This is a genomic window from Acidovorax sp. 210-6 (assembly GCF_010020825.1).
In the GTDB taxonomy this organism is placed as follows: Bacteria; Pseudomonadota; Gammaproteobacteria; order Burkholderiales; family Burkholderiaceae_C; genus Simplicispira; species Simplicispira sedimenti.
In genome coordinates this window covers 3,272,246-3,297,235 of the sequence record NZ_JAACJE010000001.1, presented here as the reverse complement: position 1 = coordinate 3,297,235, position 24,990 = coordinate 3,272,246, and the positions used below count along the sequence as shown (strand labels likewise).

The window sequence follows — 24,990 nt, the reverse complement described above, 5'->3', positions numbered from 1 at the left end:
TCAATGGTTGACGGGGGGCACGAGGATGGTGGGCGCAGCCGGTGCGGCCAGGTCGGGGTAGTCGCGGCTGTAGTGCAGGCCGCGGCTTTCGCGGCGCATTTGGGCCGAGCGCACGATGAGGTCGGCCACCTGCACCAGGTTGCGCAGCTCCAGCAGGTCGCGCGTGATGTGGAAGTGGGAATAGAACTCGTGGATTTCGCCGGTGAGCAGGGCGATGCGGTGCGCGGCGCGCTCCAGGCGCTTGTTGGTGCGCACGATGCCCACGTAGTCCCACATGAAGCGGCGCAGTTCGTCCCAGTTGTGCGAGATGACGACCGATTCGTCGGCGTCCTGCACGCGGCTGTCGTCCCAGCGCGGCAGCGCGGGGATTTGCTGGCGCGGCGCCTGGGCGATGTGCTGCGCGGCGGCGCGCGCAAACACCATGCATTCGAGCAGCGAGTTGCTGGCCAGGCGGTTTGCGCCGTGCAGGCCGGTGCAGGCCACCTCTCCCACGGCGTACAGGCCGGGCAGGTCGGTGCGGCCCGACAGGTCGGTGAGCACGCCGCCGCAGGTGAAGTGGGCCGTGGGAACCACGGGGATGGGCTCCCGGGTGATGTCGATGCCCAGCGATGCGCAATAGCCCAGGATGTTGGGGAAGTGCTCGCGCAGGAACTCGGGGCTCTGGTGCGAGATGTCCAGGTGCACGCAGTCCAGGCCGTGTTTCTTCATCTCGAAGTCGATGGCGCGCGCCACCACGTCGCGCGGGGCGAGTTCGGCACGTTCGTCGTGCTGCGGCATGAAGCGCGTGCCGTCGGGCAGCAGCAGTTTGCCGCCTTCGCCGCGCACGGCTTCGCTGATGAGGAAGGACTTGGCGCGCGGGTGGTACAGCCCCGTGGGGTGGAACTGCACAAACTCCATGTTGCCCACGCGGCAACCGGCACGCCAGGCGGCGGCAATGCCGTCGCCGGTGGCGGTGTCGGGGTTGGTGGTGTAGAGGTACACCTTGCCCGCGCCGCCCGTGGCCAGGATGGTTTGCGGGGCGCGGAAGGTCACCACCGTGTCGCTGGCTTCGTCCAGCGCGTACAGGCCCAGGCAGCGCTGGCCCGACAGGCCCAGCTTGCGGGCGGTGATCAGGTCCACCAGGGTGTGGTGCTCGAACACGGTGATGCCGGGGGTGCTGCGCACCACGTCGATCAGCGTCTTTTGCACGGCGGCGCCGGTGGCGTCGGTGGCGTGCACGATGCGCCGCGCGCTGTGGCCGCCTTCGCGCGTGAGGTGCAGGTCGTCGCCTTCCAGCGTGAATGGCACGCCCAGGCTGCGCAGCCAGCCGATGGACTGGGGTGCGTTCTCCACCACAAAGCGCGTGGTCGCCAGGTCGCACAGGCCCGCGCCCGCCACCAGCGTGTCCTGGATGTGGGCGGCAAAGCTGTCGTCGTCGGCCAGCACGGCGGCAATGCCGCCCTGCGCCCAGCCGCTGGAGCCGTCCTGCAACTCGCGCTTGGTGATGACCGCCACGCGGTGCGTGGCCGCCAGATGCAGTGCGGTGGAGAGGCCCGCCAGGCCGCTGCCCACAATCAATACGTCAAAGTCGTGCGATGCCATGGATGAAACTCTCGGGTTGAGCGCCCTGTGTGGCCGTGGGCCGGGCAGGGCGCTTGTCAGACCGGCGTGTAGGCCAGCCGGACGTAGATGGGCGCGTAGGCCTCGGCCTGGGTGATCTCGATGAGGGTTTCCTTGGCCAGCTCCAGCAGCGCAATAAAGGTTACCACCAGCACGGTGCCGCCCTTGCCGGGGTCGAACAATTCCTCAAACTCCACAAAGCGGCGGCCCTGCAGCGTCTTGAGCACCTGGCTCATGTATTCGCGCACGCTCAGCTCCTCGCGCGTGATCTTGTGGTGCTGCACCAGCTTGGCGCGTTTGAGGATGTCGCGCCAGGCCTCCTGCAGATCGACCACGTGCACATCGGGGAAGCGCGGTTGCAGGCTTTGCTCGATGAAGACCTGGGCCTTGAGGAAGTCGCGCCCGTACTGTGGCAGGTAGCCCAGCTGCTGCGCGGCCAGCTTCATTTGCTCGTATTCGAGCAGGCGGCGCACCAGCTCGGCGCGCGGGTCCTGTGCTTCGTCGGTGCCCTCCTGCTTGCGCGGGGGCAGCAGCATGCGCGACTTGATCTCGATGAGCATGGCCGCCATCAGCAGGTACTCGGCCGCCAGCTCCAGATTGCGGCTGCGGATTTCGTCCACATACGCCAGGTACTGGCGCGTGACGCTGAGCATGGGGATGTCGAGGATGTTGAAGTTCTGCTTGCGGATCAGGTACAGCAGCAGATCGAGCGGCCCCTCGAAGGCCTCCAGAAACACCTCCAGCGCGTCGGGCGGGATGTACAGGTCGGTGGGCAGCGCAAACAGCGGCTCGCCGTACAGGCGCGCCAGCGCGACCTGGTCCACCACCTCGGGCATGGCGGACGGCGCAGCCGCGTCGGCATCACCCGCAGGCACGGGCGCGGCAGTGTCCGTCACAGAACCCATTTGCTATAAAAATAATAGCTACTAGCGCCCGTATTTATTGCGCTAGAGCCTGTTTTTGTCAGTAACCGTCGTACGAGTAGAACGCGTACGGCTTCTGGTTGACGCGGCCTGCGCGGTAGTCCTGCCACAGGCTGCGGTCCACCTTCTTGTCCCACAGCAGCGCGCGGCCCACCTGTTGGCCTGCTTCGAGCTGGGGCTTTTGCTGCTTGAGTTCGTCCAGAAACTGGGTGGCAACCGAGGTGTAGTGGGGGCGGGCAAAGAGGGACATGGTGTGTGGCTGGAAAAGGGTGGTCGATTTTAGCGGGGTCTGGGGTCTGGGGCCTGGGCATCAATCCCGCGTCACCCGTACCACCTCTTCGCGCGTGGTCACCCCTGCGGCGATCAGGCGCTCGCCATCCTCGCGCATGAGCTGCATGCCCGCAGCCAGTGCGGCGGCGCGGATGTCGGCCTCGCTGGCGCGGTTGTGCACCAGGGCGCGCAGGGCGTCGTCCACCGCCAGCAGTTCGAACAGGCCGGTGCGCCCCGCGTAGCCGGTGTGGCCGCAGGCCTCGCACCCCTTGCCGGCGCAGGCGTGGCACACCTTGCGCACCAGGCGTTGGGCCAGCACGCCCAGCAGGGAGGAGCTGAGCAAAAACGGCTCCACGCCCATGTCGGTCAGGCGCGTGACGGCGCTGGCGGCGTCGTTGGTGTGCAGCGTGGCCAGCACCAGGTGGCCGGTGAGCGAGGCCTGGATGGCGATCTGCGCGGTCTCGAAGTCGCGGATCTCGCCGATCATGATGATGTCCGGGTCCTGGCGCAGGATGGCGCGCAGGGCCTTGGCAAACGTCAGGTCGATCTTGGGGTTGACCTGCGTCTGGCCCACGCCGGGCAGCTCGTATTCGATCGGGTCTTCCACCGTCATGATGTTGCTGCGCGTGGCGTCCAGGCGGCTCAGGGCGGCGTACAGCGTGGTCGTCTTGCCCGAGCCCGTGGGGCCGGTGACGAGCACGATGCCGTGCGGCTGCGCGATCAGGCCGGTGAAGCGGCGCAGCGTGTCGCCCTGCATGCCCACGGCCTCCAGGCTCAGCTTGCTCTCGCTCTTGTCCAAGAGGCGCAGCACCGCGCGCTCGCCATGGGCGCTGGGCAGGGTGGAGACGCGCACGTCGATGGCGCGGGTGCCCAGGCGCAGGCTGATGCGGCCGTCCTGCGGCAGGCGTTTTTCGGAGATGTCCAGCTCGGCCATGATCTTCAGGCGCGAGATCAGCGCGGCGTGCAGCGCGCGGTTGGGTTGCACCACCTCGCGCAGCGTGCCGTCCACGCGGAAGCGCACGCTGCTGTGGCGCTCGTAGGGCTCGATGTGGATGTCGCTCGCGCCGTCGCGCGCGGCCTGCGTGAGCAGGGCGTTGAGCATGCGGATGATGGGCGCGTCGTCGGCGGCTTCCAGCAGGTCTTCCACGGCGGGCAGGTCCTGCATCATGCGCGAGAGGTCGGTGTCCGACTCGACCTCGCTGACCACCGTGGCGGCGCTCGATTCGCCCTGGGCGTAGGCGGCGCTGATGCGCTGGGCCAGGGCCGCGGCGTCCAGCACCTGCAGGTGGCGCACGGCATGCTTGCGCAGCACTTCGCCCAGCAGCGCCATGTCGGGCGCCGGGCCGTGCCAGAGCACGGGCTGCTGGCCGTCGTCCTCCAGCAGCAACTGGGCGGTGCGGGCAAAGGCGTAGGGCAGGGGGTGGCGCATGGTCACTGGGCGTTGTGTGGCGCGGTGCTGCGCTCCATGCGCAGCGAGGGCAGCACGGGCGCACCCTGCACATTGCCCAGCACGCCGCCGGAGGAGGGCTGCACCTGCTGCTGCAGCGCGCGGATGGATTCGTAGCGGTCGATCATGAGCGCGTCGCTGGCAGCCGCGTCGCGCACCACCACGGGGCGCAGAAAGACCATCAGGTTGGTCTTCTTGCGCGAGCGGTTTTCGCTGCGGAACAGGTTGCCCACAATGGGCACGTCGCCCAGCAGGGGCACCTTGTCCTCGGCCTGTGCGTAGCTGTCTTCCAGCAGCCCCCCCAGCACGATGATGCTGCCGTCCTCCACCAGCACGTTGGACTCGATGGAGCGCTTGCTGGTGGTGGGGCCGTTGGCGTTCTTGAGCGTGGCGTCGTCGATCTTGGAGACCTCCTGGTAGATCGCCATCTTGACCGTGCCGTTCTCGTTGATCTGCGGGCGCACGCGCAGCATCAGGCCCACGTCCTTGCGCTCCACGGTGGTGAAGGGGTTCACCGCGCCACTGTTGCCGCCGGTGTTGGCATACGACCCGGTGACAAAGGGCACGTTGTTGCCGATGACGATCTTGGCCTCTTCGTTGTCCAGCGTCATCAGGTTGGGGGTGGAGAGCACGTTGGCGTCGCCGCTGTTCTGCAGAAAGTTGGCCAGCGCGCCCAGGTAGTACTGGCCGCCCACGCGGGGGGCCAGCGCGAGGTTCAGCCCGCCGCCCAGGGTGCCCACTGCCGTGCCGATGGTGCCGGCGTTGCCCGAGGCCAGCGCGGACGTGATGCCCAGGATGTTGGCGCCCGCAGCGCCCGAGTTGGTGCCGATCACGCCGATGGTGCCGTCGCCCTGCTTGCCCATCACGCCTTGCCACTGGATGCCGAACTCGGCCAGCTTGTTGGCGTTGACCTCGACGATCAGGCTCTCGACCAGCACCTGCGCGCGGCGCCCGTCGAGCTTGTCGATCACGGCGCGCAACTGGCGGTACTGCGGCTCGGGCGCGGTGATGATGAGCGAGTTGGTCGTCGGGTCGGCCTGGATCTGCCCGCCGGTGGAGGGCTGGTTGGCGGGCGCGGCGCTGTTGCTGGCGCCCGCACCCAGGCCGCTGTTGGCAGAGGACGTGGATGTGCTGCTGCCGGTGCTGCTCAGCCCGCTGCCCAGCGCCGGTGCGCTGGTGCTGGCGGTGGATGGCGTGCTGGTGCTGGCGCCCCCGGCATTGGCGCTGCCCGCCGCCATGGCGGCGCGCAGCGTGGCGGCGAGCTTGGTAGCGTCGGCATTCTTCAGGTACACCACATGGATGTTGCCGCTGGCAGCGCTGCTGCCGGGCGCGGGCGGCTGGTCGAGCCTTTCGACCAGGGCACGCACCTGGGCCACGCGGGCGGGGTTGGCGGCGCGCAGCACCAGGGCGTTGCTGCGGGGCTCGGCCAGCAGGGTGGTCTTGGCGCCGGTATCGCTCTGACCGGCGGCGGCTCCGGGCGCGCCGGCGCTGCTGCCCGTTTCCACCAGCCGCGCCACCAGCGGAGCGAGGTCGGTGGCAATGGCGTGCTTGAGCGGGATGATTTCCACATCGCTGGCGGTGGACACATCCATGGCCGCAATGATCTTGCCCAGGCGCTGCAGGTTGTCGGCGTAGTCGGTGATGACCAGCGCGTTGGTCCCAGGGCTCACGTTGATGGTGTTGTTCGGGCTGATGAGCGGGCGCAGCACGGGCACCAGGTTGGCGGCGCTTTCGTGGTTGAGGCGGTAGATCTGCGTCACGATCTGCCCGCCCGCCGGGCCGCTGGCGCCGCTCTGGGCCACGCTCACGCTGCCGCCCTGCAGCTTGGCGTCGGCCTCGGGCACCACCTTGTACAGGCCGCTGGCCTCCACCACCGTGAAGCCTTGCAGGCGCAGCGCCGCCAGGAACTGGTCAAACGCCTGGGCGGGCGGCACGGCGTGTTCGGTGACGAGGTTGATCTGCCCGCGCACGCGCGGGTCCACCACCACGTTGCGCCCGGTGATGGTGGCCATGGTGCGCGCCACGGCCTCGATCTCGGCATTGGCAAAGTTCAGCGTCACCGGCTCGCCGGGGCGCACGCTGGCGGTGCCGGGTTGCAGCACGTTTTGAGCATGAATTTGGCCTGTAGCGCCCATGAATAAAGCGGCGGCAGCTATTGTTTTAATAGCAAAAGAACGTGTTGGCATGTTCAAGCAGGTCATATCAGTTATCCATTGTGCGAACGCGGCACCCGCGACGCATGAAACCGGCGCGCCCCAGGCCAGGGCTCCCGCGCAAGGGCCGCCCCGCCGTACCGGTGGCGTCCCCCTGCCCGCAGTGCGCAGCGCTGAGAGAGCGGGGGGAAGGAGCGAAGCGACACAGGGGGTGTTTCATTCCAGCTATCCATAGCGCTGCGCGTCACCCGCATCGCATGAAACGGGCGCGGCCCAAGCCAGGGCTCCCGCGCAAGGGCCGCCCCGCCGCGCCGGGAGCGTCCCCCTGCCCGCAGCGCGCAGCGCTGCGAGAGCGGGGGGAAGGAGCGAAGCGACGCAGGGGGGTGTCTCATTTCAGGTTCAACCCAGCGTGATGAGCGAGCGCGCGCCGTTGCGCCGCCCGATGATGTTGAGCAGATTGGACAGGGCGCCCTCGCGCTCGGGCGTGGCGCTGGCCTCTCCGGCAAAGCGCAGGCGCTGGCCCACCCACTGGCCGCTGCCAGTGAGTTGCAGGTCGCCCTGTAGCGTTTGCAGTTGCAACGCCACCGCCTCGCCCCCTTGCAGGGTGATGCGGTAGCTGCCCATGGGCTTGAGTGTGGACAGGCGCGAGGACATGGCCAGCGCGTCGAGCTGCGCGCTGCCTGCCACTGCCAGGCGGCCCGCCGCCCATTCGGCCTGCAGGCCCGTGGTTTGCAGCAGGAGCTGGCCTTGCGGCTGCAAGGTGTTCCAGGGGGTGCCCAGGCCGGTCAGCACGGCGGCGGGCCACTGGCTCTGGCCATCGGCCAGCGCCACGCGGGCGCCGCCCCAGCGCAGGCCCAGGCGCAACAGCAGCGGGGTGGGGGTGCAGCAGTCGGCGCGCAACTCGGCGCGCAGGCCACCCCAGGTGGGGCGCAGGCGCCAGTGCAGGCGCGCGGGCAGCGCGGCGCGGTCCTGGCTGCCGGGGCCGCCGGTCAGCACCAGTTGGGCCGAGCCCGTCCATACCGTGCCGCTGGGTGCTTGCAACTGGATCTGTTGGCCGCTGGCCCGGCCCACCGCAGTTGCCAGCCAGTGGGCCGGTGCAAAGGCCAGCAGGGCGGGCAGCACCCCGGCCAGGGCACCGGCCAGCGCCCAGCCCCAGGGCGTTTGTGCGGCGGTGTCGGCCGTGCGTGCGGTGCGCGGCGGGCGGTGCATGGGGGATGGACGGCTGGGCACGGTGCGGCTCAACGGGTGGGCAGGCTCAGCACCAGGGTGCCGTCCCAGCGCACGGTGGGCGTGGGCGCGCCATTGCCCTGGCGCGGGTTGGCGCTGCGGGTCAGGTGGGCCTCTTGCGGTACGGCGCGGGCGTTGTTGCGGGCCTGGGCCAGCCAGTTGGCCAGGGCGTCGGCCTGCACGCCTTGCAGCGTGAGCGTGGCGCGGTCGCCCGACAGGGCCAGTTTGGCGCCTGCACCCAGGGTGGCGGTGACCGATGCCTGCAGTGCGCGCGCCGCGTCTTCCGGGCTGGTGCGGGGCTGGGCCTGCAGTTGCTGGGCTTCGGACGCCAGCGCCTGCATGTGCTGCAACTGGGCGTCCAGCTTGGCGTGCTGGGTGTGGGCGCTGCGCAGCGTGTGCAGCGCAGGGGCCAGCAGCAGCCACCACAGCAGCGCCAGGCCGACCACGGCAGCGGCGGCGCTCACCAGGGTTTGCTCGCGCGGGGCCAGCTTGTTCCAGGCGGCTTGCAGGGCGGAGGCGGAGGATGCGGTGCGGGTCATGGGGGGGCTTATTGGGCTTGTTCGCGCACGATCAGGGTGCCGTCTTCCAGGCGCAGCTGGTGGCTGGTGGCGCGGGCACGGGCCTGGGCGTCGGCCAGGTCGGTCTCGGTCAGGTTCAGGCCCTTGAGGCGCAGTTCGCCTGCACCAAAGTCGATGGCGCTGGGCTGTGCCTGTGCGGGCAGGGCCTGGGCGGCGGCGGCGAGCAAAACCTCCAGGTCGCGCGGCGCCAGACCTCCTGCGGCCTGGCGCAACTGGGCCAGTTCGCGCTCCATCTGCAGGGGGGCATCGACCACTACCTTGACCTGCGGGAAAGTCTGCGTGAGGGCGTTGTGTGCAGCCGCTTTCTTGGCGGCCAGCATCTGGCGTTCCTGCCAGGCCCAGGCGTTGAGCCCGGCCAGGTGCGCCAGCAGCAGCACGGCGGCGCCCCAACGGGCCGCACGCCATTGGGGCGCGCGCAGCAGTTGGCCTGCCAGGCTCCCGGCTTTGCGCAGGGTGCGGGTGCGGCCGCTGCTGGCCAGGTCCATCTGGGCCAGGTCCCAGGGGCTGCGCGCTGCGAGCAGGGCGCGTTCGTGTTCGGTTTGCAGTTGGGCGCTGCGGCCCAGGGCCTGTTCGGCCAGCGCGGCCACGGCGGGTTCGGCGACCAGGGGCGGGGGTGGGTCGGCGTCCAGCCCGGTGAGGGCCATGCTGGCCGCAGCCAGGGGCAGCAGCACCACGCCCTGGTCGGGGCCGGGGGTGGCGGCCAGCAGGGCGTCTTCGGGGCAGGTGCCCAGCACCAGCACGGCGTCGGTGGCGCCGGGGGCGAGCTCGGGCACCACGCGGGCCACGGGGCGGCCCGCGGCCTCCAGGGCCTGCAGTGCGTCGCGCAGCCAGGCGCGGTCGCAAACGGCCACCCAGGCGCTGGCGCCGGGGCGTGCGCCGGGCTCCAGCGCGAAATGCAGTTGTGCGGGGTCGTCCAGCAGGCGGTCTTCGAGCAGGCCTTCCAGCACGTTGCGCAGGCGCGGGCTGTTCGGCCCCACGCCGGGGGGCAAGGTCACGCGCTGCCAGGACAGCGCGCGCACCGGCACCAGGGCCACGATCTCGCTGGCGCGCCCCACGGCGGGCAGCGTGCTGGCGGCCGCAGTGCCGTGGCGCGTGGCCTGGTGGCCGTCTGCGCTGAGCGTGTAGCGGTATTCGGTGGCGCCACCATTGCGCGCCAGGGGGAGGTGAAGGACGAGGGTGCTCATGGAAAAAGTTCGCGGGCCATTGTAGGGGGCGTGTATGTCCGGCCTGCTCAGGACATGCCCGGTACCCGCGCCCCCGTGCGTTCGCGCCAGACGGTGGTGGCCTCCAGGCCCATGCGGCGCACCAGCGAGCGCTCCTGCACCACCGTGGGCCCCATGCGCAGGCGGCCGTGCACTTCAAAATAGCTGGACGCCACGCCATGCTCGCTGCCGCTGACCTCGATCTGCTCGCCCAGCAGCTTTTTGACATCGTCCACCGAGCGGAAGGGCTGCATCTGGCGCACCGCCATGATCCGGTCGGCGCCCGCGCGGTCCAGGCCACGCAGGGTGGCCATCAACACCTCGGCCCCGGCGGTGTTGAGGTTGACCGGCTTGCGCTCGGGCAGCAGCGTGATGTGTGGTGCCAGCAATGCCAGCGTGCGCGGCGCCAGGCCCAGCCAGGCCAGTTGGCTGGGGGACTGCGGCATCAGCGGGGCGTCGGTGTTTTCGCTGCCCGGTGCCTGGGCCTGGCGCAGGGCCTGCACCAGGGCCGTGAGTTCGGCCGGTGGCAGGCCCAATTGGGCAAACAGGCGCTCGAACTGGGCCAACGCTGCTTCGTTGACGGTGTCGCCGCTCACCAGGTTGGCCAAGTTCAGGCGCGATTGCAGGTCGATGATCTGGCCCGAGAGGAAGGCCTCTTCGCCGCCGCCTGCATCGTCGATCTGCGTCACGTTGCGGTCTGCCGCCAGAAAGGTGGACAGGCGCGCCTCTTCCAGTGGCACGGCCCAGGGCTCGGCCAGGTGGTCGGCGCCGCCCGCGCGGCTGTCTTCGATGAGGATCAGGCGCGACCAGTCGAGCGCGCCGATCAGGATCCAGGCGGACTGGATGCGCGTGCGCTCGGCCGCCTCGACCTCCACGCTGCGCCATTGCTGCCACAGCGCCGTGGCAGCGAAGGTGGCCACCAGGGTCACGGTCAGCATGGCCGCCAGCAGTGCGGCGCCGCCTTGTCGGCAGCGGGCGCGTGGGCTCATGACTTGCCTCCGCCGCGCAGGGGGTTGGCCCAGTCGCGTACCAGCGTGCCGCCCAGGGCAGCGCCGCCGGGCAAATCCAGTTGCAGGCGCACGCCGTCGGGGATGAGCGCGCCGACGGCGCTCAGGTCGGCTGGCGGTGTGCCGGGGCTGGACAGCGGGTTGCTCCAGGCGTCGCCCCGGTAATAGAACACGCGCCAGTCGCTCAGGGGCAGGATGGCCACTTCGTTGCGCCGGTCAACATCGGCCGGGTTGCGCGCCCATTGGGCGGCCTGCAGCCAGGCCTGTGACCAGGCTCCTCGCGTGCGCAGGGGGGCAGACTGCCAGCGCAGCCACTGGTCCTGTCCCTGCACATTGCGCCGCGCCCAGGCCACCACCAACGCGCCTTCGCCCGCATCGACCGGGCTGCGGCGCGTCAGGCGCAGCACCTGGCCGTCCCAGTCGATGGGCACCGTGTGCGCCAGGGGCAGCAGTGCGTCCAGGTCAGCACTCCATTGCCCCAGGGCGGCCTGCAGCGTCAACAGTTGCTCGCTGCGCTCGCGCGTGTGCGTCTGCGTGCGCACCATGCTGTCCAGCCCACGCCAGCTCAAAATGGCCACCAGCCCCAGGATGGCAATGGCCACCAGCAGCTCGATCAGCGTGAACCCGCGTGCGCTCAACAAACTTCCATTCCGCGTAGGTGTTGCCCGCAACGCATGACACCGGCAGGGCCTAGGCCAGGGCTCCCGCGCAAGGGCCGCCAGTATTCCCACGTGCGGGCGCTGGGAGCGGCCCCCTGCCCGCAGCGCGCAGCGCTGCGAGAGCGAGGGGAAGGCGCGTAGCGCCACAGGGGGGTGTGCCATATCAGCGGCGACCCACGATGGTGGAGAGACGAAGCACGGGCTGGGAGTCGTCGAACACCTGCGCATCCACCCGGCGGAACGACGGGTTGGGCGTGGGGCGCACCACCAGGTTGACCAGCAAGCCCCGGCCCGCCTGGTCGCAGGGCTGCGTGGTGTCGCCAATCGGCGGCATCTGGCGCGACAGGCGCGTGGCGATCAGCGCGTTCTCGGCGCAGATCTGGGCCAGCAGCACATCGGACTGGCGCTGGGCGTTGCGCACCAGCGCGCTGCTGGCCTGGGAGCCCGCCAGCAAGGCAATTGCCACGATGGCCAGGGCCGTGAGCACCTCCACCAGCGTGAAGCCGCGCTGTGCCTTCGCCGGACGCGAGCGGGCGCTCAAGGTGCCGACTCCAGAGTGAAGGGGCGCAGCCCATCGGTGGCCACGCGCACGCTGCGCTCGGGCCAGGAAGGGTGGGCCAGGGTGACTTGCTGCGGCCCGATCAGCGGCTCGGGGCCCAGCCACAACTGCCCCGTGCCGCGCACCTGGGTCTGTGCGTCCAGCCATTGCGTGGGCAGCGTCTTCTCGGGCAGGCCGTCGAAGTGGAACCCCTGCCCATCGGCACGCCAGCGCACCGCCACACCGCTGGCGCGTGACTGTGCGCGGCCCGCCTCCAGCAGCGCGGCCAGGCGCTCGCCTTCGCGCTCCAGCAGGGCGCCGCCGTTGTCGCGCAGCGCCAGGGCCACGCCGGCCATCGCCAGGCCCACAATGGCCAGCACCACCAGCAGTTCCAGCAATGTGAAGCCCCGCAGCCGCTGCGGGCGCCACAGCGGCTTACTGCCAGCTGCCAATGTCGGCATTCTTGCCTTCGCCGCCGGACTGGCCGTCGGCACCAAAGGACATCACGTCCACCTCGCCCTTGATGCCGGGGCTGAGGTACTGGTAGGGGCGCCCCCAGGGGTCGCTGGGGAGCTTTTCCAGGTAGGGCTTCCAGTTGAGTGGCTGTGGGCCCGAGGTGGGCTTGGCAATCAGCGCCTGCAGGCCCTGATCGGCCGTGGGGTAGCGCTGGTTGTCCAGCCGGTAGAGCTTGAGCGCCTGCATCAGATTGGTCACATCGGTGCGCGCAGCAGTCACGCGGGCGTCATCGGCACGGTCCAGCACGTTGGGCACGATCAGCGCACCCAGCACGCCGATGATGACCAGCACCACCATCAGCTCGATCAGTGTGAAGCCACGGGCCAGCGTGCGGCGTGCGCAAGAGTCGGAAAGGTTCATGGTCGGCAGGCGGTTGAAGAAGGGCCACGGGCCATCCCGTGCATCGGCTGAATCATAATCGCGCGATGCAGACCCGATCACACCAACCCTGGGGCGTGCGCCTGGGCACCCTGGCCATCTGGGCACTGGCCGCCGCCAGCGTGGCCTACTGGGGCCTGCGCCTGACGGCACGCCCCCCCGGCATGCCTGCGCCCACTGCCGCCCCCGCCCCCGTGGCTGCTGACATGCAGGCCATGGCCCGGCTGCTGGGCGCGGTGACCGCGCAGACGCCCCAGGCCGCTGCAGCGCCTGTCTCCAGCCGCTTTGCGCTGGTGGGCGTGCTGGCGGGCCAACAGGGCGGCAGCGGCGCCGCCCTCATCGCCGTGGACGGCAAACCCGCCAAACCCTACCGCGTGGGCGCCACGGTGGATGCCGGGCTGGTGCTGCAGTCGCTGGGCCCGCGCCAGGCCCGATTGGGGGCTGGGCAGGAGGGTGTCACAACGGTGACGCTGGAGATGCCGGTGCGCAAGTGAGCGTTAGATAGGGCCAGGGCCCATCGGGAAACCGTTGCTCTTGAATACCTGAATAGCTTGCGTCAGTTTGTCATACTGCGATGGTCACTACTTTTTCTGTTCCGTCCGCACGAATGGTTTCAGCCTCCCGCCTGGCAGGGTTGGATGCGTTGCGAGCCGTGGCCATCCTCCATGTGGTGTTTTCCCACGGTGCGATGGACTTGGCTCCAGACATGCAAGGGCCTCTTGGAAAAATCAAGTGGCTGATGATTGCGACAAACTTTGGCGTGCCATTGTTCTTTGTTTTGAGTGGCTTCCTGATCACGCGGCAACTTGCCGGAGGAATGCCTATTCGCACGTTCTATTGGCATCGGTTCGCCAAGATATATCCCACTTATCTACTGGCGGTGCTGGTGTTTGGTCTGTTGGCTAGAGTGGATGAAGCGGATGTGTGGCTTCAGCATATATTGGCGTTTCACAATACTTCAGTGGTCTTGTCGTCGCGTATGTCGGGGCATCTTTGGAGTCTCGCTGTCGAAATTCAGTTCTATCTCTTGGCGCCGGTTCTGTTTGCCTTTGGCTTTCGGTGGCTTAGCCCGTTGGGCCTTGCGCTCGTTGGAGTGCTCAGTTTTTTTGGGCATCTTGCGTATCTTTTGCACACGGTCCCAACGCATGCAGAGCGACTCCTGTCGGCTTTGAATGTCTATCAGTCAAGCTCGTTCAATTTCTTGGCGCTTTGTTTGGGAGGGTTGCTTTTTCGCGCGCATATTGAAAACCGTTCATGGCGGTGGGCTCCTATGATTGGGTTGGCCGCAACGGTTGCCATGCCGCTGATCTGTGCAGTTTTTGTTCCTAGCTTGCGCATCGATCAGGCGAATTTAAGTCATCCACTGAGTTTGATGGCTTTGCTCATGCTGATTGCAGCCCCACCTTTGGCGTCGGTTTGTTTGGCGTTCTGGATCCTGCGCAGCGGGTGGTTCAACAACAAGGCAGCGGCATCCGTGGTGGGATTTGTTTCGGCTATCAGCTACCAATGGTATTTGTGGCATCCCCTGGTGCTCAACGGTATGAACGCCCAATTGGGGCAGTCCCCTCAATTGAATGCATGGATCATTGAGTGGCCTGTATTTGCAATGGGAATGTATTTCGTTGCATCTGCGATGCTTGCCTGGGCTGCCTACTCAATGGCAGAGCGCCCCATTCATCGCTGGTTGCTTGCCCGTTCAAAGGAGTGAGTCCGTAAGCGCCATCAACGCGCATGATGGGGTTGTAATCGGCCAGCCACCTTACCCTCGTTATTGCCTTGCTGCTGCGCTCTTACTTTCCTTGGTCATGGGTTGGGACGCGCGAGCAGTAGGCCAGTCGCTCCCAGCATCGTTCACCGGGTAAGGTGGCTGTAGGTTTGGATACCCGCCAGGGTGCTTTTCTAGCGCCCTCCACCTGCACCTAGAGGGCCACCGGAGCAGGAGGCAGCACCACAGTCACGGAAACCATGACCACGGTGGCGGCGCCTGCGGCAGAAACGGTCACCTACTTCCACAACGACATTGCAGGCACAGCGCAACTGGCCACCAACGCCAGCGGGGCGGTAGTGTGGAAGGAAAACTACCTGCCCTACGGCCAGCGCCAGGCACAGGCACCCGCCAGCGCAGGCAGCCGGCTGTGGTACACGGGCAAGCCGCACGAAGAAGACACAGGGCTGACCTACATGGGTGCGCGGTACTACATGCCGCTGGTGGGGCGCTTTACGGGCATGGACCCGGTGGACATCGTGCCCGAGCAGCCTGAACCGCCCCGGGTATCGAGGAGGCCGGTTGGTTTAAGTTGACACCTTTGTCGAGGTGTCGCTGGCGGCGAGTTGCCTCCAGTAGTTTGCCTCAGCTTCTGCCGGAGGGATGCCCCCAATCGGCGTGAGCAGTCGGACGTGGTTGAACCAGTGCACCCATTGCAGGGTGGCCAGTTCCACGGATTCCCTGGTCTTCCAAGGTCCCCGGCGGTGAATCAACTCGGCCTTGTACAGACCGTTGATGGTCTCGGCCAGCGCGTTGTCATAGCTGTCTCCCCTGCTGCCCACCGAAGGTTGTATGCCCGCCTGGTCCAAGCGTTCGGTGTAGCGGATGCTGACGTACTGACTGCCCCTGTCGGAATGGTGCGTCAAGACATGGGCCGCTGGCTGGCGTTCGTACAGAGCCTGCTCCAGGGCATCGAGCACGAAGTCCGTCTGCATGCTGCGACTGACGCGCCAGCCCACGATGCGCCGAGCGTACACATCCACCACAAAGGCCACATACAACCAGCCTTGCCAGGTGGAGACATAGGTGAAGTCCGACACCCATAGCTCGTTGGGACGGCTGGCATGGAAGTGCCGGTTGACGTGGTCCAGCGGGCACGGGGCCGAGGTATCCGGCGTGGTGGTGCGCACCGCCCTGCCACGGCGTGCCCCTTGCAAGCCCATGGCACGCATCAGACGCTCGACCGTGCAGCGCGCCACCACGATGCCCTCGCGGTTCATCTGCAGCCAGACCTTGTCGGCTCCGTAGACCTGCCAGTTGGCGTGCCACACGCGCTGAATGTCGGCCTTCAAACCCTCGTCACGCTGGGCGCGTGCACTGCGCAGTTGCGCGTTGCGTTGCCGGGCTGCGTGGCGCCAGTAACACGACGGGGCCATCTGCAGCGCCCGGCAGATGGGCTCGACCCCGTAGTCATCACGGTGGCGGTCGATGTAGGCCTTCACGACTTGAGTCGGCGGTCGAGCTCCGCCTGCGCGAAAAACGCGCTGGCCGTCTTCAGGATGTCGTTGGCCCGGCGCAATTCTTTGACCTCACGCTCCAGTTCCTTGATGCGCTGCGCATCCGAGGTGGTGGTGCCGGGGCGCTGGCCGCTGTCGACCTCGGCCTTCTTGACCCAGTCGTTCAAGGTCTGTGGCACGCAGCCAATCTTGGGGGCAATCGATTCAATCGCTGCCCACAGCGACGGGTAGTCGGCTCGGTGCTCCTGCACCATGCGCACGGCGCGCTCGCGCACTTCCGGGGAGAACTTCGGTGACTTGTTCATAGCTCCATCTTCTCAAGTGTTGGAGCCTCCTCAAAACCCGGGGCGGTTCAACCTTCCTGAAAAGAAATGCTATTGGTTTTTTCCTATATGCCGAGAACAAGACATGCATTGATGTCTCGATACCGACAGTGGGATATGCCTCAGTGACCTTGTACTTGCCCGAGGAGCTGTCAAGCGACTTGGTCTTGGCGTTGTTCCGCTGTCTGTCCGACCACAAGCCAGTATTCGGCTATGCGTGCGAATACGATGAGTACAAGCACCGTAACCGGTATTACATAACCCTTGGCAAGAACCACATCGAAGACTGGATAGGTCGCAAGCTGGATAAATATATTCCAGGCGTGTACTGGTACGCATTGCTTTCCGATGGCCTGCTTGCACGGCATGGTGTCAGTCTTGAGGACTTGTCAGCGGAGGCCATGACTGTTGAAACGCTGGGGGATGGGTCACTACATCTGCTGAAATTCTTCGAGGATCCAAAAGGTTGGCGGGTCAATGCCAGCCGATTGGATGATCTGTGCGAACGGATTGAAGGCCTGTTCTCTCGGCGCGCTGTGGAAGCCGCTGTGGTCGGCGTGACTGACTTCCTTGAATACGATGAAATCATTGCCAACTGGCGATAGCGTTTTTGGCGGATTCAAGTACGAAGTGCAACACGGTTTAACGAGGCGTGAAACACCTCGTGGGGTGTCTTGAATCCGAGCCGCTTTCGAGGTCAATTTAACCCGGACGACTGATCAGCGCCAGCGTTGCATGCTGGAGGAGTTGGCGAAGTACTGGCCTTGCCGTGCCAGCTACCCCATCACCCGTTGTTATTGTTATTGTTATTGTTGTTATTGCTGCTGCGTCCCTTGTCCCGTTCCTTGGCCGGTAGCTGGCCGGGCAGGGTGAGGAACAACCCGGCGGTTCCCAGCATGACCAACTGCGCATTGCGGCTGTAGGCGCCGCTGTCGATGGCCGAGAGCTTGGCGCTGTTGCACCACAGGGTCTGGATCTGGCGTGCCTGCGGCACGTCGTAGCTTTGCACCACCTTCCCCCCCGCGTGGCACGTGATGCGGCCCTCCTGGTAGATCAGGTGGTCTTGCTTGCCGCGTGCGCTGTCGGCCAACCAGCGCACCAGGGGTTCTTCGACCTGGGTGCGCGCGGGGCCGTCTTCCAGCCGCAGGGCGTTCAGAAAGCATTCCACGGTGTAGGCGGTGCGCTGCAGGTCGTTGGTGTTCATGGCAGGAAATGGAATTCAAAGTTCTGGAACGGCAGGTTGGCCGTCTGCACATGGTAGAAGGCGTTGGCCTTCTGCTTCTGGTAGTGGTATTCGCGCAAAAAGAAGGTCGTCACGAACAGGTTGTTGAGCACGCCGCGCTGGTAGTGCGCGCGGTGCAGTTCGATGAGGCCCGACAGGTCCACTTGCGCAAACTCCTCGCCCCGTAGCAGGCTGGGCTGCAGGAAGTCGGCGTAGAGTTGGTAGGTGAACACATGCGCCTGCTTGGTGCGCTGTTCGTCGCCATAGACCACGGGCGTGTCGCGCAGCATTTGCAGGTAAATGGTGTTGCGCACGGCCTCGGGGCAGTTCTGCGCCAGCAGGTCGCGGCGCAGGTGCAGCCGCACGCGGTCGCCGGGCACCAGGGTGTGCAGGCTGCGCTGGGTTTTGAGCAACTGCGATTCCAGCGCGATGGCCTCGCCATTGACTTCAAGCACGAAGGCGCTGCCATCGAACAGCGCCTGCAGCACCGGGTCGGCCTCGATGAGGGCGGGCAGGGTGTTTTTCTCATCGCCCAGGTCGTTGGGCAGCACCAGGCGGCGCGTGGTGGGGCGGGCTGCGGGCTGCGCGAAGGCCAGGCCGGGGTGCGTGGCGAGCTGGTACTGCTGCGCGTAATCCTGCTGTACGTCGGGCGGGTCGGCGGGGTAGGTGAGCGGGGCGTCGGCGTAGATGCGCTTTTGCAGGCCGCAGGTGTAGGAGCGGCCGCTGTGGTTCTGGTGCTTCACTACCGGGCAGCCGGTGTGGCAGGTGGACAGGTGGCCGCAGCCCTGGCAGGCGCTGTCAAAGCCGTGCGCCTGGTGCACCGCGCGGATTTTGCGCGCACCGTTGTCCAGGATGTCGAGGATGGGCTGCTCGAACACGTTGCCGTAGCGGAATTCCGGAATGCCCTGGCCGCGCACGCAGGAGTACACCGAGCCGTCGCTCTGCAGCAGGTAGAAGCGCTCGCCGCAGTTGGCGGCGTTGGTGCAGTAGCCGGGCGTGAACTCGTCGAACCAATGGCGGCGCAGGCCTTCCTCCAATTCGGTGCCCAGGAAGGCAGCGTGCAGCGTGTCGTACAGCCGCTGCTGCTGCTCGGGCGTGGTCGGGGTGAGCACGGCCTCGCCCTTGGCAGCGCGGTTGAGCTCGGAGCCGAAGGCGAACATCAGGTTGAACTGGTTCATGTCGAAGCCCAGCTCGCGGTGGATGAACCAGATGTCGTCCACCAGCGCCTGCATGTCCTGCAAATGCTCGCTGCTGAGCGTGGCGGAGATCTTCTTGGCGTGCGGGTAGCGTGCCAGCAGGCGGATGTTCTCCAGCGTGCGCGGCAGCCAGCCGGTGCCGCCGCGCGTGGTGCGGTGGCGCTCGTGCAGGGCCAGCGGCAGGTCGATGCTGGCGCTGATGGACACCTTGTGCCGGTCGAACAGTGCGTAGAGCGGCGCAAACTTGAACAGGTTGGTCTTGATATGCGGCGCCGACTTGCGGTGCCCCAAGGCGTTCAGTGCGTCGAAATGCTCGCGGTAGTGCGCGCGGATGGTGCTGAACAAGGTGTCGAGCACCTCGGGCGGCAGCGTGGTCACCTCGCCGCCGTGCAGCGACACGTTGAACGCCAGCACGCCGGCCGCGCGCAACGCATCGAGCGTATGGCGCAGCGTATGCACGGCGCGTTCGGCGTCGCGCTTGAGCGCGGCCTCACTGGTCTGCTTGCCCAGGTAGCAGTAGCTGCAGCTCAGGTTGCAGCACAGCGTGGGCACATAGAGCAGGTGGATGGAGCGCTCGAAGGTGCGCGTGTGAGCGGCTGCGTCCATGCTCAGGCCTCCTCCAGCGGCGTGCCGGGCGCGGCCTTGAGCACGCCCTCGATGATGCGTGCCGAGACCTTCTCGAACTTGGTGTCCTTGTTCTTGGCGATCTTGTCGGGCTTGCGCGCGTTGGTGGGAAACTTGCTGCGCTCGATGACCAGCGGCTTGCCCTTGTCGGCGCCGTACAGGGACAGGCGCCCCTCGCTTCTGGCGAGCACCATGCGCTGCACGTTGCCAAAATAAACAATCGTGTCGCCACACAGCAGGTAGCGCGGCCCGATCTGCAGGTAGCGCGCCGCCGACAGCCGCGCCACCACCGGAACCAGCCAAAGCACCGCACCCACAGGGAAGGCCAGCACCGTGGCCAGCAGTGCCAGCACCGCACCGCCATACATCACCCCGCGCCGCACCGGGCCGATCAGCGGGCGGCCCCCGTGGGGGTATTTGAAGAGCGCAAACGACGTAGGCATGTGGATGCAGGGCAAGAGTCAGTAGCTTCGCCCGCCCTTGTACATCGCATGCTGGCGCCGCTGCAAGTCGGTGACCTGCGCCACCCTGGCCATGGCTGCGCCCGCGTGCGCATGGGTGATGGCCAGGCCCAGCGCGTCGGCGGCGTCGGTGCCGGGCAGGCCGGGCAGGTCAAGCAGGCGGCGCACCATCTCCTGCACCTGGCTCTTGGCCGCGCGGCCGTGGCCGACCACGGCCTTCTTCATCTGCAGGGCGGTGTACTCGGCCACGGGCAGGTTGCGCGCCACCAGCGCCGTGACGCAGGCGCCGCGCGCCTGGCCCAGCAGCAGCGTGGACTGGGGGTTGACGTTGACGAACACGATTTCCACCGTGGCCACGTCGGGCTCGTAGCGCGCGACGACTTCGCCGATGCCGTCGAACAGCAGCTTGAGCCGCCCGGGCAGGTCGCCCAGCGCCAGTTGCGTGGTGCGTATGGTGCCACTGGCCACGTAGCGCAGCTTGTGGCCTTCCACGTCGAGCACGCCGAAGCCGGTGGTCTGCAGGCCGGGGTCAATGCCAAGGATTCTCATTCGCTATTAATTTGATAGCTGCTTGCGCTTGAAGTGCGGGCGCTAGAGGCCAATTTGTTCATAAACCAAAATACCAGCGCACGGAATGGAAGAACACCGGCGCGGCAAAGCACAGCGCGTCCACGCGGTCGAGCAGGCCGCCCGCGCCCGTGACGGCCTGGCCCTGCATGCCCCAGCTCGTGACGCCGCGGTCGCGCTTGAGGGCCTTCATCACCAGGTGCCCCAGGCTGCCCGCCGAGCAGGCGAGCAGGCCCAGGCCCAGGCCCTGGCCGGGCTTGAAGGGCGTGATGAACGAGAGCAGGCCGCCCACCAGGGCGCCGACCGCGATGCCCGCCAGCCAACTGGCCCACTGAAAGCTCTGGCTCACGGCGGGCGCCACGGGCGTGTGCGGGAAGCGCCGCCCCAGCAGGTGCTGCACCACCATGCAGGTCTGCACGCTCAACACCAGCCAGAAGACCAGGAAGGCGCCCCGGCCCTCGCGCCCCGGAAAATCCAGCAGCAGCAGCGCGGGCACGTGGCTCATGCCGTAGACGCAGACCATGATGCCCCACTGCAGCTTGGCGCTGCGCTCGAGGAAGCGCTCGGGATCGTTGGCCAGCGCGCTCACGACCGGTAGCGCCAGGAAGACGTAGACGGGGATGAACACCGTGAACAGGTCGTACTGGCGCGTGCCCACCAGCACGAACTGCAGCGGCAGCACGGCGAAGAAGGCCAGTACCAGGCTGCGGTGGTCGCCGCGCCGCGTGGGCGAGAGCGTGATGAACTCGCGCAGCGCAAAAAACGCCACCAGCGCGAACAATACCGTGGCTGCCGTGTCGCCCAGCACCCAGCCGACCCAGAACACCGTGGCCATGGCCCAGGAAGTCTGCAAAAGCCCGCGCAGGCGCCGCCCCTTGGCCTTGCGTGCGGCGGCGGCGTCGGCATCCCCCGCAGGCGTTTCGCGCAGGCCGCGCACAAAAGCCCAGATGGTGACGAGCGAGAGCACACCAAAGACCACCAGGAACAGCGCACCGATCTGCTGCGTGGTGGAGAGGCTGCGCAGAAAGGAATTCATCGCGTCACACCTCCCTCAAGGCCATGACGGCGCGGCGCGCGCGATCGAGGAACGGGCGGCGTTCCTCGCCGGGCTCCAGCTGGATGGGCGCGCCGAAGGTCACCGAGCACAGGATGGGCACCGGCACCACTTCGCCCTTGGGGATGACGCGCTGTACGTTGTTGATCCAGGCCGGCACCAGCACCACCTGGGGGAACATCTGCGCCAGCCGGAACAGGCCCGACTTGAAGGGCTGCGGGTCATCGCCATGGCCGCGCGTGCCCTCGGGGAAGATGATGATCGAGTCGCCGCTTTCCAGCGCGCGCACCAGCGGCGCGAGCGGGTCGCCCTCGGGCAGCGCGGCGCGCAGGGCCTCGGGGCTGGGCGGGGGTGGTGCTTCGCTGGCCGGGTCGAGTCCGCCGGGCTGGGCGCTGTCGGCAACGACCGCAGCGGCCGGGGCCGTGGGCGGCGTGGCCGCCTGGCGCTCCACGTAAATGGCGTTGAACACGGCGGTGGTGATCCATTGCCGAAAAGGCGATTTCGTCCAGTAGTCGCGCGCGGCGATGGGGCGGGTGATGCTGCGCAGCTCCTCGGGCAGTGCGGCCCAGATCATCACCAGGTCAGCATGGCTCTGGTGGTTGGCAAAGTAGATGCGCTGCTCCGCCTTGGGCGGGCAACCGTACCAGCGTGCCTGCGAGCCGGTGAGCACGCGCACCAGGCCCAGCAGGAAGAAACCCATCAACTTGGCAAGCATGGGGGGATGATAGGGGGCGAACAGGGCGGCGCGCAGGCAACCGTTAGGGGCGGCTCCCGGTGGCGGGCGCCAGCACGCCGAGCAGGCCCCGGCAGGCGTCTTCCACGATGTCGAGCACCTGCTCGAAGCCCGCCGCGCCGCCGTAGTAGGGATCGGGCACCTCGTAGGCCTGCACGGTGGTGCAGAAATCCGTGAGGCGCAGCAGGCGGTGGTGCTGTCCGGGTGGGCACAGCGGGCGGGCATGGGCTTCGTTGGCTGCGTCCATCACCAGCACCAGGTCGAATTCCTCGAAATCGCGGGCCACGAGGCGGCGCGCGCGCTGCGCCGAGAGGTCATAACCGCGCAGCGCGGCATGCTGCTGGGCGCGCTCGTCGGGCGGCTCGCCCACGTGGTAGCCATGCGTGCCGGCCGAATCCACGGTGACCTGTGCGGCCAGGCCGGCGTCGGCCACCAGTTTTTCCAGCACGCCGTGGGCGGTGGGGCTGCGGCAGATGTTGCCCATGCAGACCATGAGGACGCGGACGGGGCCGGGCTCCGTGCGCTGGGCCAGGTGGGGCAGGGCGGGTAGTGAAGGGGCGTGAGGCATGGGGCGGACAGGAAAAAGGTTCAAGGGGATGGCGAAGCGGCGCGCTGTGCGCGCAGCGCGCCGGGGCTCTGGCCCAGGTGCTGGCGCATCAGCCGGCCCAGGCTGGCGGCGCTGGCCAGGCCCACCTCGCCGGCGATGGACGCCAGGCTGTGGTGGGAGTGCTGCACGCGCCATTGCGCATGCTCCAGGCGCATCCGGGTCCAGTGTTCGTGCGCGCTCACGCCAAAGCGCTCCTGGAACAGCCGGTCCAGGTGGCGGCGCCCGATGCCGATGCGCCGTGCCAGTTCGGGAATGCCCATGGGCTCGCCCAGCGCGCTGCGCATCAGCGCGATGGCGCGCGAGAGGTGCCGGCCCAGGCGCGGGTCGCCCTCCATCGAGCGCAGGGGGTGCGCGGGGTGGCGGGGCTCGTCCACCAGCATGTCGGCCAGGCCCTTGCAGGCGCGTGCCCGGCCGCAGTGCCGCGCCAGCAGCTCCACCGCCATGTCGATGGCGGCGGTGCCGCCGGCGCAGGTGATGCGGTCGCGGTCGAAGCAGTAGATCAGTTCGCCGCGCACCGCGATGCGCGGGAAGGCGCTGCGGAACTCGGCCACGTGGCGCCAGTGCAGCGCCACCTCGTGGCCGCGCAGCAGCCCGGCCCGCGCCAGCAGGAAGCTGGCGTTGTCGATGGCCACCAGCGGCAGTCCGTGGCGGCTGGCGGCCCGCAGCACGGGCGCATAGGCGGCGGCCAAGGCCATGGACTTTTCCACCGTGCGGCTGCCGAACACCACCAGGTAGTCGAACGCGCGCCAGTCCACATCGGCGGGCGTGGCGTCGATCTCCACGCGCACGCCGCTGCTGGAGGTGACGGGCTGCGCGTCGAGGCCCAGCAGCGTCCAGGCGCAGTGGCGCTGGCGGCTGCGGTCCGCGTCGTCGGCCGAAAAGCGCAGCTTGTCCAGGAAGCCGCCGAACGGCAACAGCGTGAACTCTGGCAGCGGCAGCAGCAGCAGGCGCACGTCGGGCCGCTGCGGCGCCGGTTCGTGGGAGGGATGCGCGGCCATGCAGGTGAGAAAATGTCCAGATCGGTCGCAATATAAGCCAGATCGGAGCATGGCAATGGCGTACCACCGGCCTAGACTGCACGGCGTCTGGAACGTTCTTTTCGGAGTGCAGCAATGGCCTGGTCCCTGTGGTGGGTGTATCTGCTGGCGTCGGTGGGCCTGTCGCTCACGCCCGGCCCCAACAGCCTGCTGGTGCTGGCGCACGGCGCACTGCACGGGCGCCGGCGCACGCTCTGGACCATCGCAGGCGGCGCCCTGGGTTTCGCGCTGCTGATTGGCCTGTCCATGCTGGGCATCGGCGCACTGCTGCGCGCCTCGGCCGACGCGCTGGTGCTGCTCAAATGGGGCGGCGGCGCTTACCTGGTGTGGCTGGGCATCCAGCTCTGGCGCGCCCCGCCGCTGCAGCTGGACATGCCCGAGATCGACGGCCAGCACGGCCCCGTGCGCCGCTCGGTGATGTTCCGCCAGGGGCTGCTCGCAGCCATCTCCAACCCCAAGGCCCTGCTGTTCTACGGCGCCTTCCTGCCGCAGTTCATCGAGCCGGGGCGCAGCCTGTGGCTGCAATACGTGGTGATGGCGGGCACGTTCTGCATGATCGAGTGCGTGGTCGAGTTCGGCCTCGCCAGCCTGGCGCACCGCGTGCGCCCCTGGCTGCGGCGCGTGGGGCGGCGCTTCAACCAGGGCTGCGGCGTGCTGTTCGCGGTGATGGGGGCAGCGCTGCCGCTGACGAACTGAGGCGCTGAGCGTCAGGGCAGCTCGGCGCTCCCCATGCGCGCCAGGATGGTGCGCGTGCGCCCGCTCAGATAGGCCGAGTTCGGCGTCTTCTCGAAGCGCTTGGGCGCGGGCAGCATGACGGCCAGGCGCGCGGCCTCGTGCGGGGCGAGGTCGGCGGCGCTCTTGCGGTAGTAGTGGCGCGCGGCGGCCTCGGCGCCGAAGACGCCGTTGCCCCATTCCACGTTGTTGAGGTAAATCTCCAGGATGCGCTCCTTGGTCAGGAACTGCTCCAGCGCCAGCGTGAGCAAAAATTCCTGGCCCTTGCGCACCAGGGTGCGCTCGCCCGAGAGCAGCAGGTTCTTGGCCAGCTGCTGGGTGATGGTGGAGCCGCCGCGGATCTTGGGTGCGCGCACCGGCTTGTCGGGTGCGCGGGCCTGGGCCTTGGCGATCAGTGCCTCGGCCTTGGCGTTGCGCTCCCAGGCCTTTTCGATGGCGTTCCAGTCCACGCCCTCGTGGTTGACGAAGCCGTCGTCCTCCGAGGCGATCACGGCGCGCTTGAGGTGGCTGGATATCTGCGCGTAGGGCACCCATTGCTGGCGCCAGCGCACCTGACCGGTGCTGGCAAGCTGCGCCCAGGCCTCGGAGCGCTGGAAGGTGGTGGATTCGGGATTCACCACCGCCATGGCGGCGATGCGCAGCACGAAGAACAGCTCCAGCGCGAGCACCGCGAACGCGACGAGGCCGATCCAGCGCAGCAGGGCTTTCATGGGCG

At 67.8% G+C, this 24,990-nt stretch carries 28 protein-coding genes and 1 other annotated feature; of the genes, 5 read left to right on the top strand and 23 right to left on the bottom strand.

Going from position 1 to position 24,990, the window contains the following annotated elements:
- The 13 genes from nadB to gspG all read right to left on the bottom strand — a co-directional run bounded on the left by nadB (position 1) and on the right by gspG (position 12,479).
- Complete coding sequence (gene nadB, locus GWK50_RS15270) at positions 1-1,581, bottom strand: L-aspartate oxidase (protein ID WP_162017220.1); 1,581 nt, start codon at positions 1,579-1,581, stop codon at positions 1-3.
- A 56-nt stretch (positions 1,582-1,637) separates the two neighbouring features.
- Complete coding sequence (locus GWK50_RS15265; protein ID WP_242455488.1) at positions 1,638-2,435, bottom strand: ScpA family protein; 798 nt, start codon at positions 2,433-2,435, stop codon at positions 1,638-1,640.
- 127 nt (positions 2,436-2,562) lie between these two features.
- Complete coding sequence (locus GWK50_RS15260; protein WP_162017218.1) at positions 2,563-2,772, bottom strand: DUF3460 family protein; 210 nt, start codon at positions 2,770-2,772, stop codon at positions 2,563-2,565.
- 60 nt (positions 2,773-2,832) lie between these two features.
- Positions 2,833-4,221 (bottom strand): ATPase, T2SS/T4P/T4SS family, encoded by a 1,389-nt coding sequence (locus tag GWK50_RS15255; protein WP_162017217.1) that lies wholly within the window; start codon positions 4,219-4,221, stop codon positions 2,833-2,835.
- A 2-nt stretch (positions 4,222-4,223) separates the two neighbouring features.
- A complete protein-coding gene (gene gspD, locus GWK50_RS15250; RefSeq protein ID WP_162017216.1) occupies positions 4,224-6,440 on the bottom strand; it encodes a type II secretion system secretin GspD in 2,217 nt (738 codons plus the stop codon).
- Between the two features lie 351 nt (positions 6,441-6,791).
- On the bottom strand, positions 6,792-7,601 hold the full coding sequence (gspN, locus tag GWK50_RS15245) for a type II secretion system protein N (RefSeq protein WP_162017215.1): 810 nt from the start codon (positions 7,599-7,601) through the stop codon (positions 6,792-6,794).
- A 29-nt stretch (positions 7,602-7,630) separates the two neighbouring features.
- Positions 7,631-8,158: a type II secretion system protein GspM gene (gene gspM / locus GWK50_RS15240; protein WP_162017214.1), complete on the bottom strand. Its 528-nt coding sequence runs from the start codon at positions 8,156-8,158 to the stop codon at positions 7,631-7,633.
- An 8-nt stretch (positions 8,159-8,166) separates the two neighbouring features.
- Positions 8,167-9,381, bottom strand: coding sequence for a type II secretion system protein GspL (gspL, locus tag GWK50_RS15235; protein WP_162017213.1), 1,215 nt, complete (start codon positions 9,379-9,381; stop codon positions 8,167-8,169).
- A gap of 47 nt (positions 9,382-9,428) precedes the next feature.
- Positions 9,429-10,388 (bottom strand): type II secretion system minor pseudopilin GspK, encoded by a 960-nt coding sequence (gene gspK, locus GWK50_RS15230; protein WP_162017212.1) that lies wholly within the window; start codon positions 10,386-10,388, stop codon positions 9,429-9,431.
- Positions 10,385-11,047, bottom strand: coding sequence for a prepilin-type N-terminal cleavage/methylation domain-containing protein (locus GWK50_RS15225; RefSeq protein WP_242455395.1), 663 nt, complete (start codon positions 11,045-11,047; stop codon positions 10,385-10,387). The genes gspK and GWK50_RS15225 overlap by 4 nt, the downstream gene beginning before the upstream one ends.
- 181 nt (positions 11,048-11,228) lie before the next feature.
- A complete protein-coding gene (gene gspI / locus GWK50_RS15220) occupies positions 11,229-11,606 on the bottom strand; it encodes a type II secretion system minor pseudopilin GspI (protein ID WP_162017210.1) in 378 nt (125 codons plus the stop codon).
- Complete coding sequence (locus GWK50_RS15215) at positions 11,603-12,064, bottom strand: prepilin-type N-terminal cleavage/methylation domain-containing protein (RefSeq protein WP_162017209.1); 462 nt, start codon at positions 12,062-12,064, stop codon at positions 11,603-11,605. Before GWK50_RS15215 ends, gspI begins: the two co-directional genes overlap by 4 nt.
- Positions 12,039-12,479 (bottom strand): type II secretion system major pseudopilin GspG, encoded by a 441-nt coding sequence (gene gspG / locus GWK50_RS15210; RefSeq protein WP_162017208.1) that lies wholly within the window; start codon positions 12,477-12,479, stop codon positions 12,039-12,041. Before gspG ends, GWK50_RS15215 begins: the two co-directional genes overlap by 26 nt.
- Positions 12,480-12,544: 65 nt before the next feature.
- On the opposite strand from gspG, the gene GWK50_RS15205 reads away from it, so the two are divergent.
- The 3 genes from GWK50_RS15205 (at position 12,545) to GWK50_RS15195 (ending at position 14,798) form a co-directional block, all read left to right on the top strand.
- A complete protein-coding gene (locus GWK50_RS15205; protein ID WP_162017207.1) occupies positions 12,545-12,991 on the top strand; it encodes a type II secretion system protein N in 447 nt (148 codons plus the stop codon).
- A gap of 80 nt (positions 12,992-13,071) precedes the next feature.
- Complete coding sequence (locus tag GWK50_RS15200) at positions 13,072-14,205, top strand: acyltransferase (protein ID WP_162017206.1); 1,134 nt, start codon at positions 13,072-13,074, stop codon at positions 14,203-14,205.
- Between the two features lie 257 nt (positions 14,206-14,462).
- Positions 14,463-14,798: an RHS repeat-associated core domain-containing protein gene (locus GWK50_RS15195; RefSeq protein ID WP_162017205.1), complete on the top strand. Its 336-nt coding sequence runs from the start codon at positions 14,463-14,465 to the stop codon at positions 14,796-14,798.
- Here the strand turns inward: GWK50_RS15195 and GWK50_RS15190 are convergent.
- Positions 14,790-16,024 (bottom strand): IS3 family transposase gene (locus tag GWK50_RS15190; RefSeq protein ID WP_162014894.1). Its coding sequence is split into 2 segments (ribosomal slippage): positions 14,790-15,736 and positions 15,736-16,024, totalling 1,236 coding nucleotides; the frame shifts between segments, so codons are not numbered across the junction. The genes GWK50_RS15195 and GWK50_RS15190 overlap by 9 nt on opposite strands.
- Positions 15,630-15,746 (bottom strand) — a sequence feature (AL1L pseudoknot). (Overlaps the previous gene by 117 nt.)
- 143 nt (positions 16,025-16,167) lie before the next feature.
- On the opposite strand from GWK50_RS15190, the gene GWK50_RS15185 reads away from it, so the two are divergent.
- Positions 16,168-16,647, top strand: coding sequence for a hypothetical protein (locus GWK50_RS15185; RefSeq protein WP_162017204.1), 480 nt, complete (start codon positions 16,168-16,170; stop codon positions 16,645-16,647).
- 179 nt (positions 16,648-16,826) lie between these two features.
- On the opposite strand, the gene GWK50_RS15180 is transcribed toward GWK50_RS15185, so the two are convergent.
- The 8 genes from GWK50_RS15180 to GWK50_RS15145 form a co-directional block, all read right to left on the bottom strand.
- Positions 16,827-17,246, bottom strand: coding sequence for a hypothetical protein (locus GWK50_RS15180; RefSeq protein ID WP_162017203.1), 420 nt, complete (start codon positions 17,244-17,246; stop codon positions 16,827-16,829).
- Entirely contained in the window at positions 17,243-19,066 is a 1,824-nt protein-coding gene (locus GWK50_RS15175; RefSeq protein WP_197905023.1) for an SPASM domain-containing protein, read from the bottom strand. Before GWK50_RS15175 ends, GWK50_RS15180 begins: the two co-directional genes overlap by 4 nt.
- Positions 19,067-19,068: 2 nt before the next feature.
- Positions 19,069-19,527: a hypothetical protein gene (locus GWK50_RS15170; protein ID WP_162017202.1), complete on the bottom strand. Its 459-nt coding sequence runs from the start codon at positions 19,525-19,527 to the stop codon at positions 19,069-19,071.
- 18 nt (positions 19,528-19,545) lie between these two features.
- On the bottom strand, positions 19,546-20,094 hold the full coding sequence (gene ruvC, locus GWK50_RS15165; protein WP_162017201.1) for a crossover junction endodeoxyribonuclease RuvC: 549 nt from the start codon (positions 20,092-20,094) through the stop codon (positions 19,546-19,548).
- Positions 20,095-20,152: 58 nt separating this feature from the next.
- On the bottom strand, positions 20,153-21,148 hold the full coding sequence (locus tag GWK50_RS15160) for a phosphatidate cytidylyltransferase (RefSeq protein WP_162017200.1): 996 nt from the start codon (positions 21,146-21,148) through the stop codon (positions 20,153-20,155).
- Between the two features lie 4 nt (positions 21,149-21,152).
- Positions 21,153-21,881 (bottom strand): lysophospholipid acyltransferase family protein, encoded by a 729-nt coding sequence (locus tag GWK50_RS15155; RefSeq protein WP_162017199.1) that lies wholly within the window; start codon positions 21,879-21,881, stop codon positions 21,153-21,155.
- Between the two features lie 43 nt (positions 21,882-21,924).
- The gene (locus GWK50_RS15150) at positions 21,925-22,392 is read right to left on the bottom strand and encodes a low molecular weight protein-tyrosine-phosphatase (RefSeq protein ID WP_162018139.1); all 468 of its coding nucleotides are present in this window, start codon (positions 22,390-22,392) and stop codon (positions 21,925-21,927) included.
- 95 nt (positions 22,393-22,487) lie between these two features.
- Positions 22,488-23,504 (bottom strand): helix-turn-helix domain-containing protein, encoded by a 1,017-nt coding sequence (locus GWK50_RS15145; RefSeq protein WP_162017198.1) that lies wholly within the window; start codon positions 23,502-23,504, stop codon positions 22,488-22,490.
- 114 nt (positions 23,505-23,618) lie between these two features.
- Here GWK50_RS15145 and GWK50_RS15140 point away from each other — a divergent pair, with 114 nt between their 5' ends.
- Positions 23,619-24,239 (top strand): LysE family translocator, encoded by a 621-nt coding sequence (locus GWK50_RS15140; RefSeq protein WP_162017197.1) that lies wholly within the window; start codon positions 23,619-23,621, stop codon positions 24,237-24,239.
- Between the two features lie 11 nt (positions 24,240-24,250).
- On the opposite strand, the gene mtgA is transcribed toward GWK50_RS15140, so the two are convergent.
- On the bottom strand, positions 24,251-24,985 hold the full coding sequence (gene mtgA, locus GWK50_RS15135; RefSeq protein WP_162017196.1) for a monofunctional biosynthetic peptidoglycan transglycosylase: 735 nt from the start codon (positions 24,983-24,985) through the stop codon (positions 24,251-24,253).
- Positions 24,986-24,990 lie beyond the last annotated feature (5 nt).